Consider the following 14046-nt stretch of genomic DNA (forward strand, 5'->3'; position numbering starts at 1 on the left):
ATTCAATCCAAATTCATCCCGCTCTAGGGCATTATGGTCGATGCCAGCGCCACCAGGGTGCCGTCGTACTGTTCGAAACCCCCCGATTGTTACCGCGGTTTTGCTTGACGCGCGCGATGACCTTAGCTGAGGCCTAGGATGAAGCGCCGATTGGAGGGACGGATCGACCGCGCGTTAGATGCGTAAAGCGTCGTAAACCGCTTGATGTCTGCGGTGTCGACCTCGACCGGTTCCATTGCAACCATCCACTCCACGTTTTCGGTGCAGGGCGGAGTCGTTAATGATCCCTCGTAGGTCCAATAGCCGAGCGAGGCCGGCAAAAGCCCGTTGGGATCGAACTCGTCAACTGCCATCTCCTCGCCGGGCCGGGCCGGAAAGACCTTGGCGAGACCGGCAAAGCTGTTATTTGTCGCGCCAGGCATAAGAAGGGCGCTCAGCACACCCAGAGTATCGCTCTTTGTGTCTTTATGGACAAAATGCGCTTCCATCGGGAAGCTCATGCCCGCCACGTGATGCTCGCTCGGCGCGTGGAAATGCAACTGTGCCAGTTGGTAGACGCGATCCCCGCGGGTCAAGGTGCTGCCTTCCGGCATGTTGATTTGAATGGTGTGGCCGTTGTTCACCATCCTGCCGCCGCCCTTGAGCCAACTGATGTCGATGCGCGGTATATCCGCCTTTACCGTGCCGGCGATGTCGATGGGTGACTGCTGCCTGCCCGCCGAACAGGCGAAATTTCTCGTGTCCAGATCGGCCCAATGCTCCGGCCCGACCGAGCCGCCATATCCCCAATGGGCGCTGGCCGCACGCGCGGTCTGGGCGCAGATCGGGCACACGCCCAGCGCGATGAATGCTCTAATCAGGTTACGACGATGCATATTGCCTCGCTCCTTGATGCGAACCTTATGTCCTTGCTTCCAATTGGTGCAGTCAAGGCACAGCCGCAAGGGCGGGCGTAGGTTGAGCCGCGCCACCAGCGTACACGCCAGCCAGTCCTCGTCGAACTGGTAAACGGGAAGAAGCGTCGCCGCCGGCGATCGTTGGAGGCTACGCTCGCCGGTCCGTGGAAATGGCTGGCGACGTGGCTCAGATTCACCGTGCCGCCGCTGATCAGGCCAACAACCAGCACAGCCGGCGTCGCCGGTCCGGCTGTTACTCGGCGGTATGTGGCGCGTAACGTTGAAGCGGGAGTGTCGGGCAGGCAGTGCATTGCAAAGGATCCCCTCTTTGGCGAGACGAATTCCTCCATTCCAACTGATTCCCGACCTCTCGGCCACCCACTGTGTAGCCTGCCCGCCACGCTCCCAAGACCATAAAGGCATGGATAAAACTCGCGAATACGCCTTGGAAAGCAGGTCTCAAAGGGCAAGGGGACCTTCCATCTGGAAAATGCCAAGCAAAGCTCGCGTTCGGACGATCCATGCGGTTGCCAGGCTGGCTGCCTCCGGTCAGGCGAGATCCGGATCCTTCCGCGAGGATAGCTGTAAACGTCCACAGGCTGCATCGCTGTGCGCTTTGCCCTTCGATGGCGGGAACACAACCCGCACGGAGGCGACGAATGATTCAGCTGATCACACCTGGCCTCTACAGCGAATTCGCAGGCGAGCTCAAAGAGATGCACGGGCTCAGATATCGGGTTTTCAAGGAGAGGCTCGATTGGGAAGTTCAGACCGGAGGCGAAATGGAAACAGACACCTTTGACGACTTGAAGCCTGTCTATCTGCTGCTCAAGGGATCCGATTGGCGAATTCGTGGCTGCGTGCGCCTCTTGCCAACCACTGGGCCGACCATGTTGCGCGACACATTCCCGGCGCTGCTGGGTGAAGCTGTGGCGCCCGCGAGTCCCGACATATGGGAAAGCAGCCGTTTCGCGCTCGATTTGCCCCCATCAACGCCCAAGGCGGCAGGCGGCCTTGCCCAAGCAACCTACGAGCTCTTCGCCGGCATGATCGAATTCGGCTTGGCCAACAATCTCACCCGGATCGTGACGGTGACCGATACGCGTATGGAACGGATCCTTCGCCTCGCAACGTGGCCATTGTCGCGCATCGGAAAGCCGCAGCCCGTCGGCAAAACGGAGGCGGTGGCCGGGTTTCTCGAGATCTCTCACGCCAGCCTGTTGCGCATCCGCTGGAGGGGACGTCTGAATGGGCCGGTACTGTGGCGACCGATTCTCGGCCTGCCGCACGGCCCATGCGGTAGCTAAGACGTGGTGCGTGGCCCCAGGGATCGGAAGAGAGGGTTTGCTTCTCGTCGCCGAAAGGAGTCATTGCGTCCGGCCTGGAGAAGCAAACCGAGGAATGATGCATGAAGCAGCGTCCGCACAATTGAACGACGAGATCAAAGAGTGCGCTGGGACTACCCATTCGCACTCGGCCCAAGTATTCCCCGTCTCCTCCGGCCGGCTTGCATGCTATTAACGCAGGTGAGGGCGCCGGCCATGATATGCGCAGCCCGTTGAAGGCGGAAGCGTACGCCCCGGTTCACATCACCCGCATTGGACTGAGATTTAGTTCATCCATGGCGTGGATGATGGCTATCCCAACAATCAATTTTACCGAACTGACTGGATTCCATTAGAAGACTCTAACTGAGCGCATGCCGGGCGGCGTCCCTCGTCTGCGTCGGCTAAGGCTGCCGGGAAGAATTCGGAGAAGAACATGTGCGGAATTGTTGGCATCGTTGGGCAACAGCCGGTGTCGGAACGCCTGGTCGACGCATTGAAGCGTCTGGAATACCGCGGCTATGATTCGGCCGGCATTGCGACGATCACCGATGGCACCTTGCACCGCCGGCGCGCGGAGGGCAAGCTCGTCAATCTCGAGAGGAGACTCAAGGAAGAGCCGCTGGGTGGTACCATCGGCATCGCCCACACCCGCTGGGCAACCCATGGGCCACCGACGGAACGCAATGCACACCCGCACTTCACGGATGGTGTGGCCGTCGTCCATAACGGCATCATCGAGAATTTCGCCGAACTGAAGGACGAATTGGCGGCGACGGGAGCCGAGTTCCAGACCGACACCGACACTGAGGTCCTTGCGCATCTCTTGGCAAGGCACCGCCGGGAGGGCATGAGGCGTGGTGAGGCGGTGCATGCCATGCTGAAAAGCGTCAGGGGTGCCTACGCGCTTGCCATCCTCTTTGAGGATGATCCGTCGACCATCATCGCGGCGCGCAATGGACCACCGCTGGCGATCGGTCACGGCGACGGCGAGATGTTCCTGGGCTCCGACGCGATCGCGCTTGCTCCATTCACGAATGAAATCACCTATCTCATCGACGGTGACTGGGCCGTTGTCGGCAGGACGGGCGCTGATATATTTGATTACGACGGCCACCCCGTCGCGCGTCCGCGCCAGACCTCCGTGGCCGTGGCCACTCTGGCCAACAAGGGCAGCCATCGCCACTTCATGGAGAAGGAAATCCTCGAGCAGCCCGAGGTCATCGCCGATGCGCTCGGTCATTATATCAATTTCATCGAAAATGGTGCCGATGCGGTTTCTGGCATCGACTTCGCCAAGATCCCGAGCTTGGCGATCTCTGCCTGCGGCACCGCATATCTCGCCGGGCTGATCGGAAAATACTGGTTCGAGCGCTATGCGCGCCTGCCGGTCGAAATAGATGTTGCATCCGAATTCCGCTATCGCGAGATTCCATTGTCGCCGCAGTCTGCGGCTCTGTTCATTTCACAGTCGGGCGAAACCGCCGATACGCTGGCATCGCTGAGGTACTGCAAGCAGCTTGGGCTGAAAATTGGCGCTGTCGTCAATGCGCGCGAATCGACCATCGCTCGGGAGGCCGATGTGGTCTTCCCGATCCTTGCCGGCCCAGAGATCGGCGTCGCCTCCACCAAGGCCTTCACCTGCCAGCTAGCCGCTCTTGCCGCACTCGCCATCCACGCAGCCAAGGCCCGCGGAACCGTGACCGAAGATGAGGTGCAGGCGCTCGTCGAGAGCCTCGCCGAAATGCCGCGCCTCATGAGGCAGGTACTGGACAGCATCCAGCCGGAGATTGAGCTTCTGTCGCGCGAACTGTCAAAGTGTCATCATGTCCTTTATCTCGGCCGTGGCACAAATTTCCCGCTGGCGATGGAGGGGGCGCTGAAGCTCAAGGAGATTTCCTACATCCACGCCGAAGGCTATGCGGCGGGTGAATTGAAGCACGGTCCTATCGCATTGATAGACGAGAACATCCCAGTGATCGTCATCGCGCCACATGATCGCTTTTTCGACAAGACCCTCTCCAACATGCAGGAAGTGGCCGCCCGCGGAGGGCGCATTATCCTCATCACCGATGGAAAAGGGGCAGCCGCATCGAAACTCGATACGATGCACACGATCGTGCTGCCGGCCACCGACGAGATTATCGCGCCGATGATCTTCTCGCTGCCGATACAGCTTCTTGCGTACCACACGGCGCTCTTCATGGGCACAGATCTCGACCAGCCACGCAACCTGGCAAAATCAGTCACCGTCGAGTGATGTGACGCCTTCATTAGTCGCAACGCTCGCCCATTCGGAAAAAACTCCAAGCACTTCAACCGGGGCTCAAGCGCGCCGCTACGTATCCCTCCGGTGAGGACCGCCTTGCGGGCTGAGGGCGAACGTCGGAAGTCCTAGGGATAATCCTAGGAGTAGCCCTATGACGATGCCGCGGGTGGAGGTGATCACGTCGGTCGAGAGACGCCGGCGGTGGTCGCGTGAGGAGAAGGAGAGCCTGGTCGCGGCGTCTCTTGAGCCTGACGTGTCGGTGTCGGAAGTCGCGCGATCGGCGGGCATTCACGTCAGCCAACTCTTTCGATGGCGCAAGGACCTGTGTGATCGGGTCGATGCCGGTCCCTCGCAATTGGTCGCGGTCGAGATCGTTCCTGCTGCTGCGCCGCCCGCCGTTGAGGCGCCGGCGCCATCGGCGTCTCCCGGCCGACGTCGCCGCAAGAGCGGCATCATCGAGATCGAGCTTGGCGGCGGGCGCCGCGTCCGCGTCGATCGCGACGTAGATGCCGAGGCGCTGCGGCGCGTTCTGGACGCGCTCGGGTCCCGATGATCCCGGTTCCGAGCGGCGTGCGGGTATGGCTGGCGACCGGCCACACCGACATGAGGAAGGGCTTTCCGGGCCTGGCGCTGGTGGTGCAGGAGACGCTAAAGCGTGATCCGCACAATGGTCATCTGTTCGTCTTCCGCGGCCGTCGCGGCGATCTGATCAAGGTTCTGTGGCACGACGGCCAGGGCGCCTGCCTGTTCTCGAAGAAGCTCGAGCGCGGCCGCTTCATCTGGCCATCGCCGGCCGACGGCGCAGTCACTATCACGCCGGCCCAACTCGGCTATCTGCTCGAAGGCATTGATTGGCGCATGCCGCAGAAGACCTGGCGGCCGACGGCGACCGGCTGACGATTTTGGCCTTGCACATGGCGGTGGATGTGATTCCATCGATTGGTGTCCGCCGCTGAATCGCTCCCTTCCGACCTCGCCGCCGCCCACGCGATGATCCTCGCGGAGCGCGCCGCGCGCGTTGAGGCCGAAGCCCTTGCCGCCCGCGCGGCGGCGGTCAGTTCCGGGACGGAGGCGCTGATTGCACGACTGAAGCTGGAGATCGAGAAGCTCAGGCGCGAGCTCTATGGCAGCCGTTCGGAACGCAAGGCCAGGCTGCTCGAGCAGATGGTACTACAGCTCGAGGATCTGGAGGCGGACGCATCGGAGGACGAACTCGCTGCCGAGAGGGCGGCGTCCCAGACACAGACGGTTCGCTCATTCGAGCGCCGGCGCCCGTCGCGCAAGCCGTTCCCGGAGCATCTGCCGCGCGAGCGCGTGGTAATTGCCGCACCCGAGAGCTGCCCGTGCTGCGGATCGGTCCGGCTGTCTAAGCTGGGCGAGGACGTCACCGAGACGCTGGAGGTGATCCCGCGCCAGTGGAAGGTGATCCAGACGGTGCGCGAGAAGTTCTCGTGCCGGCAGTGCGAGGCGATCACGCAGCCACCGGCGCCGTTCCACGTCACGCCGCGCGGCTTTGCCGGCCCGAACCTGCTTGCCATGGTGCTGTTCGAGAAGTTCGGCCAGCACCAGCCGCTGAACCGGCAGAGTGAGCGTTATGCCCGCGAAGGCATCGAGCTGAGCCTGTCGACGCTGGCCGATCAGGTCGGCGCATGCGCGGTGGTGCTGCGTCCGCTGCATGCGCTGATCGAGGACCATGTGCTCTCGGCAGAGCGGCTTCACGGCGACGACACTACGGTGCCGATCCTGGCGAAGGGCAAGACGACCACCGGTCGAGCCTGGATCTATGTCCGCGACGATCGGCCCTTCGGCGGTGCATCACCACCGGCAGCCCTGTTCTACGCATCCCGCGACCGGTCCGGCGATCATCCCGAGCGGCACCTGAGGCAGTTCACCGGCATTCTGCAGGCCGACGCCTATGCCGGCTACAACCGGCTCTACCTCCGCGACCGCAAGCCCGGACCGGTGACGGAGGCGCTCTGCTGGAGCCATGCGCGGCGCAAGTTCTTCGTGCTTGCCGACATCGCCGCCAATGCTCGTCGGGGAAAGGCCGCGCCGCCGATCTCGCCGATCGCCTTCGAAGCCGTCAAACGCATCGATCTCCTGTTCGACATCGAGCGCGACATCAACGGCTTGGCTGGCGAGCAGCGTCTTGTCGTCAGGACCGAAAGAAGCGCGCCGCTCGTCGCCGAGCTGGAAGCATGGATGCGTGGCGAGCGTGCCAGGCTCTCGCGCCACGCCCCGGTCGCCCAGGCGATCGACTACATGCTCAAACGCTGGGCGGGCTTCGCTCGTTTCCTCGAAGACGGGTGCATCTGCCTGACGAACAATGCTGCCGAACGGGCGCTGCGCGGCTTGGCTCTCGGCAGAAAGTCGTGGCTCTTCGCTGGGTCGGACCGTGGCGCCGATCGCGCGGCCGTCATGTATACCCTGATCGGCACGGCAAAGCTCAATGATGCTGACCCGCAGGCTTGGCTCGCCGATGTGCTCGCCCGCATCGCCGACACGCCGCAAAGCCGGCTGTCCGAACTCCTGCCGTGGAACTGGAAGGCGCAATCTGCAAGATTGGCGGCATGAGCCACGCCGATCGCATCGCCCGCATCAGGATCCAGCTTCGATGACTGGCAGCCAGCCATCTGGCGGCGCGCCGAGGTGCCGCTGACGGCAACGCTCAAGGCCTTGCACGACGTAATCCAGGCGGCCATGCCGTTTGACGACTATCACCTGTTCGAGTTCCGCGCCGACGGAAGGCGCTACGCCATCCCTAATCCCGAATGGGATAGCCTGCGCGATAAAACCTACTCGGCGAAGACCTTGCGGCTCGGCTCGCTGGTCGATCGCGGCATCATGCAACTGACCTACACCTACGACTTCGGTGACGACTGGAGGCACACGATCACGATCGAGGCGGTCGCCGATGCCGATCCCGCCGCCGAGTATCCCCGCTACATCGACGGCGCCGGCCGCGCCCCACCCGAAGATGTCGGCGGCATCCCCGGCTTCGAACTGTTCCTCGACGCCATCGCCGATCCCAAGCACGAGCAGCATCGCGAACTCAAGCGCTGGCACGGCCGTCCGTTCGATCCCGCACATGCCGATGAAGACGAAATCCAAACCCGGATGAAAAAGCTCGCCAGACGCCGCGCTCTCGGCAAGGTCGGCTTCGAGAAAAGCCGTAGTCAGGCACGCTGACAATCCAAGGCGGCCGCGGCCCCCACCGGAGGCTTACGCCGCTACCGCCTTGCCGTTATTTGCTGGAGCATGCCGTTTAGCGACGATTGGTTATCCCTTTGGCCTCCCCTCACGCTGCTTGGCTGTGCCTACTGGCAAACCCGGTCGAGAAAAGCATCGAATACGCAGCAATAGCGCTAACCACAAAGCGATCCTCCTGCCGCATGCGGATAAAACCCTTCGCTGTCCCTATTTCGTCCTCGCTCGATGATTGCGGCTCGCCGCGGTCTTCGTCGGTGAGACGGTTGCCCTTTGACTTTGCCAGGCGGCCAGCTGCGATGTGCGGGCTGTAGGAATCCCGTGTAACCTCGTTCTGGATCTAACGCTCACCGATAGGCCCGGCCAGTCGCAAGAGGACCGGGCGATGATCGGACACTTCCAGGAACCGCTCGATGGTTCGGTCGAGCGCGAGGATCATGAAATCGTGGCCGCACGGCACGAGATTGGGCGAGATAAAGACATGGTCGATCAGCGACTTGAAGGGCGCCTTGACGCAGGTGATTTGCTTGTCCGAAGCATCCTGCGCGGCGAGCGCGGTCAGGCCGGCGGCGGTCAGCGCGGTCTCCGGAAGCCAAGGTTGCATTGAGTCGCCGCCGATTCAGTCGTTATCGAAGCTGGGATACTAGGCGAGTTCGGCGATTGCTTCGGCGATCACGCGCCCACCCATCTGCCGGCGGCCTCCACCGTGTCGCCGGACTGCGCCGCACGCGTCAGCGCAAGTGCCGGGACCGCCAGCAAACCTGCCGCAACGCTTTGCCAGCTGTCACATCCCGGCAGGCGGGGCATCGGCCGCGCCCTAATCGCAGCTGTATCCGATTGCAAACGTGCCAGCGCTTATCTGCCGCAGGCGTGGCAGGTCCCCCGCATAATCGTCATTCGCCGCCTGAGGCCACCGAGATGAAGCTCTTCCTCCCGTTAGAATGAACGTTCGAAACGGAGGATGCCGCCGACACTGCTCTTTTTGTTGGCATTCGCCCAGCTAATGGAAGGGTCGACCTTGCCGACGGCGAAGTCGCCGTAGCGGTCATAGTCGAGTTCGGCTGTAATTGTGAAATCTGCAAGAAACGTATAGGCGACGTTTGCAGCGACACCATAGTTCCTGAGCTGATCACCCGAGAGCTGAAGATTCAACGAAGTTGTCTCATTGAGCTTGTAAGTGGCGCCGGCCCAGAAAGCCCAGTTACCGCCCCAACTTTTGTAGAACCCGCGACCATGAGCGTCGATTGCGTTAGTGACGTCATCGTTGAGCTTGCCGCTGGAGCCGTAGCCGAACATTCCGAATAGCGAGAGTTGGTCGGTAACATCGACGTCGATGCGGACCTTGCCCGCGACCGATTCGTAGTTGCTATCATAAGCGACAACGCCGGTGATCGCGCCCCAGTGTTGTGTGTATTTCACTCCGCCGACTAGGTGCGGAACGTAGCTGTCGATGGTGCCGACCAGGCCCGAGCCTTCTTCGAGTGAAACCACAGCCGAAAAGCCGTTACCGGCGTCAAAGTAGTACTGAACCACATTAGTATCGAAGGCGCCGTACGGGATAAGCATCTGATTGAGCACGTCGCCCGCGTAGCCAATAAACATGTCGAAGGCGGACCAGTCCTTGCCAACTCGGAGGCCACCAAGCTGAACCCAGGCGAAAGTCAACGTGATGCCTTGGCTGAAGGCATGGTATCGAGGACTGTCCGAACCGGAATAGGCGGTGTGCTTGCCGTAGTTCATGCGGGTCTCGATGTAGGTCTGCAATGTACCGAGTTCGGTCTCTTGCCCGGTCCAAGTTTTGAATGTGAAGCGCGTGTGGTTTTGCCATATGCCCTGGGCCTCGCCAGTCTTCACATCCGTGGTTCTAGCTTTGTCATGCGACACGACATCGCCGAGGCCGATGTCGTAACGGACATAGCCGCCGATGCGCAGGCAGGTCTCGGTGCCGGGGATGTAGTAGTAACCAGCGCCGTAAACGTCGCAGATCTTGACGTATTCAACGGGCTCAGGCTCGGCCAGGACGATGGCGTCGGCGGCTCGGGCACAGGAAACGGCGATCAGGGCCGCAGCTGAGCCGAGCAGGAGGCTCCTGATGTTCATTCTTGATCTCCGTTCAAATATTAAAGAAGGGGACGTCAACGAACGAGCCAGCCCCTTCCTGTCCCCACAATCGAAAACGATGCACATCGCGCTGCGCCCATCGCAGTATGACGCACGGGTCATAATAATGATTCAACAACAGAGGCGATGAATCTGAATCATACTTCCACGCGATAAGATGTTGTTCTCATATCACCTGCTTGAAATGCCCGGGGGAGGAATCAAACACTTCTGGGTCGATCGCCATGATTATCTCCGATAGCTGCGGGCGTACCGGCTTCAGAAAATCACCCCGCAAGCGACGTGCCAACCTCACGACCAAGCTACGATTGACACTCAAGTTTGCCGTCGGACCTTGGCTTGCGTTTCCTTTTTTGCTCTGAGGGTCAAGCTGAGCACGAAAAGCAAATGTTTCGGACATGGTTCGTCTGTTCGCTTCGCGACAGTATCGTTCAATGGCGATAGCTTTTGTTTGTTTTGAGCCTCGACATTGTTGACATCATGCGAGTGCACCGCTCGGTACGTCAGCCGAGATGCCCCACTGATGCCGACATGCCTAGGCGTAAGCGTCCTCGTTAGGGCGAAGGGCCACACCTCGGCGGTGGCGAGGTGCACCAGCTTTCCAGCTAGTCCGGACAAAGTGGTTCCGAAAGGCGGGAAGGTCGAGACGAGCCGTTGCAAGCCCCTCTCTGAATCGGAAGCCGTGCATGGGCCATTTTTGTTTTTACGGAAGCACATGCGAATTCGCTCGATTGTCAGCTGCGAGCGATGCTTGAGTTGCGCGTCACTCCGGCGCTTTGCCGGGCCACAGGAGCGCGATTTGTCGGTGATCATGCGCCTGGCGTAGCGCTACTTTCTAAATTGGTTCATCAGGCTTGCAGCCTTGGCAGGGGCGGACCTGGACGGTCTCCTCGAGCACAATTCCCGCTCTGACAGACGGTGCGCCACAGCCAAAGCCTCGTGCCGGCAATTAATACGACGAACTCATCGAGATGCCAGGTATCGCTACGTGACGCCGATTTACGCACCAGCCGGCGAGCAAAAGTCTGGTCCCAACGCCGAATCGACTGGTCGGACGGGGCATGCTGCGTTCCATCGGACGCTGAAGGGAGGGGATAGGATAGGATAGTAGCACCAAACGGTGTGCGGGAAAGTCTCGACGGGAAACCCACGGCGCTTGTCGCTGACCAGCGCGTGCTCATACCATCGCTGTCCAGCCAAGGCTGAATGGGGCTATCGCTGCGAAATAATCGGGCCCAAAGCGGACCGGACTGATATAGCGCAAAGACACAGGAGAGCGCAGTGGTAAGGATGGAAGGCAACAACATGGGACGGTAACTGTTGCAGACCACAAAACATCGCGAAGCCCGCCTGCCTTGGTACACCATCTATCCGACTGTCGCGGAGTTCTCTGGGGCGGTCGGCGCCGACGCTTATGAGGAATGGCTCAGGAACCTACCGGCTAACGATCCGGCGTCACTCTACTTGCACATTCCGTTCTGCCGATCAAAGTGCTGGTATTGCGGCTTCCCCACCACCATCACCCGCCATGATGCGCCGATCGTTAATTATCTGGCGGCGCTGCGTGACGAGATACGTTTGGTCTCGGAGCACGCGCCGCAGGCGCTGCCCGTGAGCGATGTGCATTTCGGCGGCGGAACGCCAACTCTCATGGGGCCAGTTGAGTTCCTCGCCCTGACGGAATTCCTGCGCCGCCACTTTGCGCTTGCGGAAACAGCTACGATCGCCGTCGAGATCGATCCACGCACGTTCACGGCCGATATGGCCGAAGCCTTGCAAGCAGCCGGCGTGAACCGCGCGAGCCTCGGCGTGCAGAGCTTCGATCCCATTGTTCAAAAAGCGATCAACCGGGTCCAGAGTGAGGCGCAGACGGCGGCTGCCGTCGAAATGCTGCGTCGGCATGGAGTGACAAGCATCAACTTCGACCTCATCTTTGGTCTCCCGCATCAAACGGTGCAGTCTTGCGTCGAGACCACGAGGGCGGCGGTCGCCATGCGCCCCAACCGGCTTGCGGTGTTCGGCTACTCGCACATTCCGTCCTTTATTAAGAATCAGCGCCTCATCGAGGAGGCATCGCTTCCGGGCAGCGCTGCCCGCGCCGAACAGGATGCGGCCATTGCCGTGACGCTGATTGCCGCCGGCTACCGAGAGATCGGGCTCGACCATTTCGCCTTGCCGGACGACGATCTCGCGCTGGCACAGAAAACCGGTCGCCTGCGGCGCAACTCGCTGGGCTACTCGGCCGACACCTGCAAAACCCTGATCGGTTTCGGCGCGTCGGCTATCGGGCGTGTCGGCGAGGGCTACGTTCAGAACGAGGTTACACGGGATTCCTACTGCCGGCACATCGCGGCTGGCCGTCTGGCGACGTCAAAGGGCTACCGTCTCACCGACGAAGACCGCGCGCGAGCCGCAATTATCGAGCGACTAATGTGCGATCTCGAGGCCGATGTGCCGGCAATCTGTGCCGCCCACGGATCTGATCCGATCCATTTTCTCGATTCAGCTGAACGCTTGGCGATGCTTGCCAAGGACGGGATTGTGGACATCGAAAAGGGTTTTGTCCGCGTACGGCGGCAGCATCGCTTTGCGATGCGCGTTGTCGCTGCCGCATTCGACGCTTTTCTCGACCGGGTTGCCCGCTGAGTCAGCCAACCAAGTGTGAGGAGGCCAAGGCGACGCCGAAGCGGAATTTGACGCCCATGCGGTTTCCTTTCTTCGAGGTCAGGATTTCACAGCCGTCGCCAGGGAAGCAGGCCTCAAGCGGCTTCCCGCCCTCGAAGAATGCCACGGTGTCGCCATCGATCGTGATCCGCTCGAATTGGTGCGATAGCCGATCTCGTAGTAGGCGCGTACTCATCTGCGCTCTGGTCGCCGCTCTCCGCCTTATAAGCCATGACTGGATCGAGCGTTCCATCGTCAGGAAGGGATAGACCAACTGCCAATCCCGGACCCAAATTCGACAGGGCGCGCTGCTTGATCTGGTCGTCCTCAAATGTAGATCGGCTGGACCGCGGGATCGTGGCTATATGCGTGATCTTTCTCAGCTGCTTGATCGTGGATCTTGCCGCTCCCGCCGCCGGCCACGATGTAGAAGGGCTTGCCCTCCACGGCGATCTCGCCGTTCCTGCTGAACGATCCCGCCGACACGATATAGGGCTTGAGGGTCGGTCACGACGATGTTGTCCCCTGCCGCGGCGATGCACGGCCGTGCCCGTCCATCGAATAGAGGTCGTGAGCTTGAGCGAGTTGGCGATCTTGCCAGCCACGAAGCTTGGCGTTCTGGTGACGCTCAACAAGGCGACCGCAGCAATGGAACGTGCTGCCAGAGAAGCCGAATCCGTTGAGGCGGGCGGCAAGCTGCGGCCGCGCGTGCAAATCTGTATGGTCAGGGAACTATTGAAGGGCAGAAAGCCCACGCTTCCACCTGTCTATGACATTGTCTCTGCCGCTGCCGCCCGGCAGGTGGCCGCCGCGGTTGCCAACGCGACAGGAAATACGGGACCCGCCGTCCTTCAAATATTCCATCGCCGGCAGCGGACAGAAAGCCACGAACAATCAGTCGCCGACACCTGTGAACAAGCCGTGTGCGACATTGCAATCATCCATTTATTGGCTCAACTGCCCACATGGCCGTGAATGAACTGGATTTGTTGGTTTTCCAGATGGCAGTGGAAAGCGTCCGCTCACTCTGCTTGAGCTTCAATGACAAAGCGGCGGAGATAGCCGCGAGGAGCCGCGGAAACCTGCTTTTCGATGTGCGGATCGATGATGACGCCGAGGTCCAACGGCTCGCAGCCATCCGATATCGAGGCGGGCAGATTGGTGTGCTGGCGTTGGACAGACAAGGCCTTATTAGCCGCTACTGCGTCATCGACGATACCTTCTCCCGCTTCATTGCACCGTTGGAGAATTGGACCAGCATGCCGGTGTCAATGCAGGCCAAATTCGATGTCACTCACCATGCCGGCCTCTTCCTAGACGCGTTGCGAAATGCCGGTCATATGCTTGGCAACTAGGGCTGGCGGAACGCATCTGTGGATCTTTGCATCCGCCTGGGCGTTTGAGCCGGCGGCTCATCGAGGTTCTGCAGCGCGCGGATGTGCCACGGCCGGGGTGATAGCCGCCTCTGCCCAACAGATCGCCGGCGAGGGCTTGTCGGACAATGAATGTCGTCAATCCACCGTCCGAGAAATGGTGTCTGGCTCACAAGAAGCACAGCGAATTG

General features: G+C 60.9%; 13 protein-coding genes. 9 read left to right on the forward strand and 4 right to left on the reverse strand.

Features of this window, described 5'->3' with window-relative positions; translation table 11 throughout:
• Positions 1 to 122: 122 nt before the first annotated feature.
• Entirely contained in the window at positions 123 to 875 is a 753-nt protein-coding gene (locus Amn_RS06740) for a carbonic anhydrase (protein WP_010914007.1), read from the reverse strand.
• A 680-nt stretch (positions 876 to 1555) separates the two neighbouring features.
• Between Amn_RS06740 and Amn_RS06745 the strand changes: the two genes are divergently transcribed.
• The 6 genes from Amn_RS06745 to Amn_RS06770 all read left to right on the forward strand — a co-directional run bounded on the left by Amn_RS06745 (position 1556) and on the right by Amn_RS06770 (position 7679).
• Positions 1556 to 2203, forward strand: a complete 648-nt coding sequence (locus Amn_RS06745) for an acyl-homoserine-lactone synthase (RefSeq protein ID WP_044549225.1) — start codon at positions 1556 to 1558, stop codon at positions 2201 to 2203.
• Positions 2204 to 2657: 454 nt separating this feature from the next.
• Entirely contained in the window at positions 2658 to 4481 is a 1824-nt protein-coding gene (gene glmS / locus Amn_RS06750; RefSeq protein WP_286295260.1) for a glutamine--fructose-6-phosphate transaminase (isomerizing), read from the forward strand.
• Between the two features lie 160 nt (positions 4482 to 4641).
• Positions 4642 to 5043: an IS66-like element accessory protein TnpA gene (gene tnpA, locus Amn_RS06755; RefSeq protein ID WP_286288512.1), complete on the forward strand. Its 402-nt coding sequence runs from the start codon at positions 4642 to 4644 to the stop codon at positions 5041 to 5043.
• Positions 5040 to 5387, forward strand: a complete 348-nt coding sequence (tnpB, locus tag Amn_RS06760; RefSeq protein WP_286288509.1) for an IS66 family insertion sequence element accessory protein TnpB — start codon at positions 5040 to 5042, stop codon at positions 5385 to 5387. The genes tnpA and tnpB overlap by 4 nt, the downstream gene beginning before the upstream one ends.
• A 93-nt stretch (positions 5388 to 5480) precedes the next feature.
• On the forward strand, positions 5481 to 7064 hold the full coding sequence (tnpC, locus tag Amn_RS06765; protein ID WP_286297879.1) for an IS66 family transposase: 1584 nt from the start codon (positions 5481 to 5483) through the stop codon (positions 7062 to 7064).
• A 75-nt stretch (positions 7065 to 7139) separates the two neighbouring features.
• Positions 7140 to 7679 (forward strand): plasmid pRiA4b ORF-3 family protein, encoded by a 540-nt coding sequence (locus tag Amn_RS06770; protein ID WP_286295261.1) that lies wholly within the window; start codon positions 7140 to 7142, stop codon positions 7677 to 7679.
• A gap of 358 nt (positions 7680 to 8037) precedes the next feature.
• On the opposite strand, the gene Amn_RS06775 is transcribed toward Amn_RS06770, so the two are convergent.
• On the reverse strand, positions 8038 to 8301 hold the full coding sequence (locus Amn_RS06775; RefSeq protein ID WP_006329192.1) for a hypothetical protein: 264 nt from the start codon (positions 8299 to 8301) through the stop codon (positions 8038 to 8040).
• Between the two features lie 332 nt (positions 8302 to 8633).
• Positions 8634 to 9797 carry a porin gene (locus Amn_RS06780; protein ID WP_286295262.1) on the reverse strand — a complete coding sequence of 388 codons (1164 nt, stop codon included), beginning with the start codon at positions 9795 to 9797 and terminating at the stop codon, positions 8634 to 8636.
• Between the two features lie 1341 nt (positions 9798 to 11138).
• On the opposite strand from Amn_RS06780, the gene hemN reads away from it, so the two are divergent.
• Complete coding sequence (gene hemN, locus Amn_RS06785) at positions 11139 to 12464, forward strand: oxygen-independent coproporphyrinogen III oxidase (RefSeq protein ID WP_286295264.1); 1326 nt, start codon at positions 11139 to 11141, stop codon at positions 12462 to 12464.
• Between the two features lies 1 nt (position 12465).
• On the opposite strand, the gene Amn_RS06790 is transcribed toward hemN, so the two are convergent.
• Positions 12466 to 12756: a ZinT/AdcA family metal-binding protein gene (locus Amn_RS06790; protein WP_286295265.1), complete on the reverse strand. Its 291-nt coding sequence runs from the start codon at positions 12754 to 12756 to the stop codon at positions 12466 to 12468.
• Positions 12757 to 13058: 302 nt separating this feature from the next.
• On the opposite strand from Amn_RS06790, the gene Amn_RS06795 reads away from it, so the two are divergent.
• Complete coding sequence (locus Amn_RS06795; RefSeq protein ID WP_172347046.1) at positions 13059 to 13457, forward strand: hypothetical protein; 399 nt, start codon at positions 13059 to 13061, stop codon at positions 13455 to 13457.
• Positions 13448 to 13837, forward strand: a complete 390-nt coding sequence (locus tag Amn_RS06800) for a hypothetical protein (RefSeq protein WP_172352291.1) — start codon at positions 13448 to 13450, stop codon at positions 13835 to 13837. Before Amn_RS06795 ends, Amn_RS06800 begins: the two co-directional genes overlap by 10 nt.
• Positions 13838 to 14046 lie beyond the last annotated feature (209 nt).

Source organism: Aminobacter sp. Y103A (assembly GCF_030294925.1).
Lineage (GTDB): Bacteria > Pseudomonadota > Alphaproteobacteria > Rhizobiales > Rhizobiaceae > Aminobacter > Aminobacter ciceronei.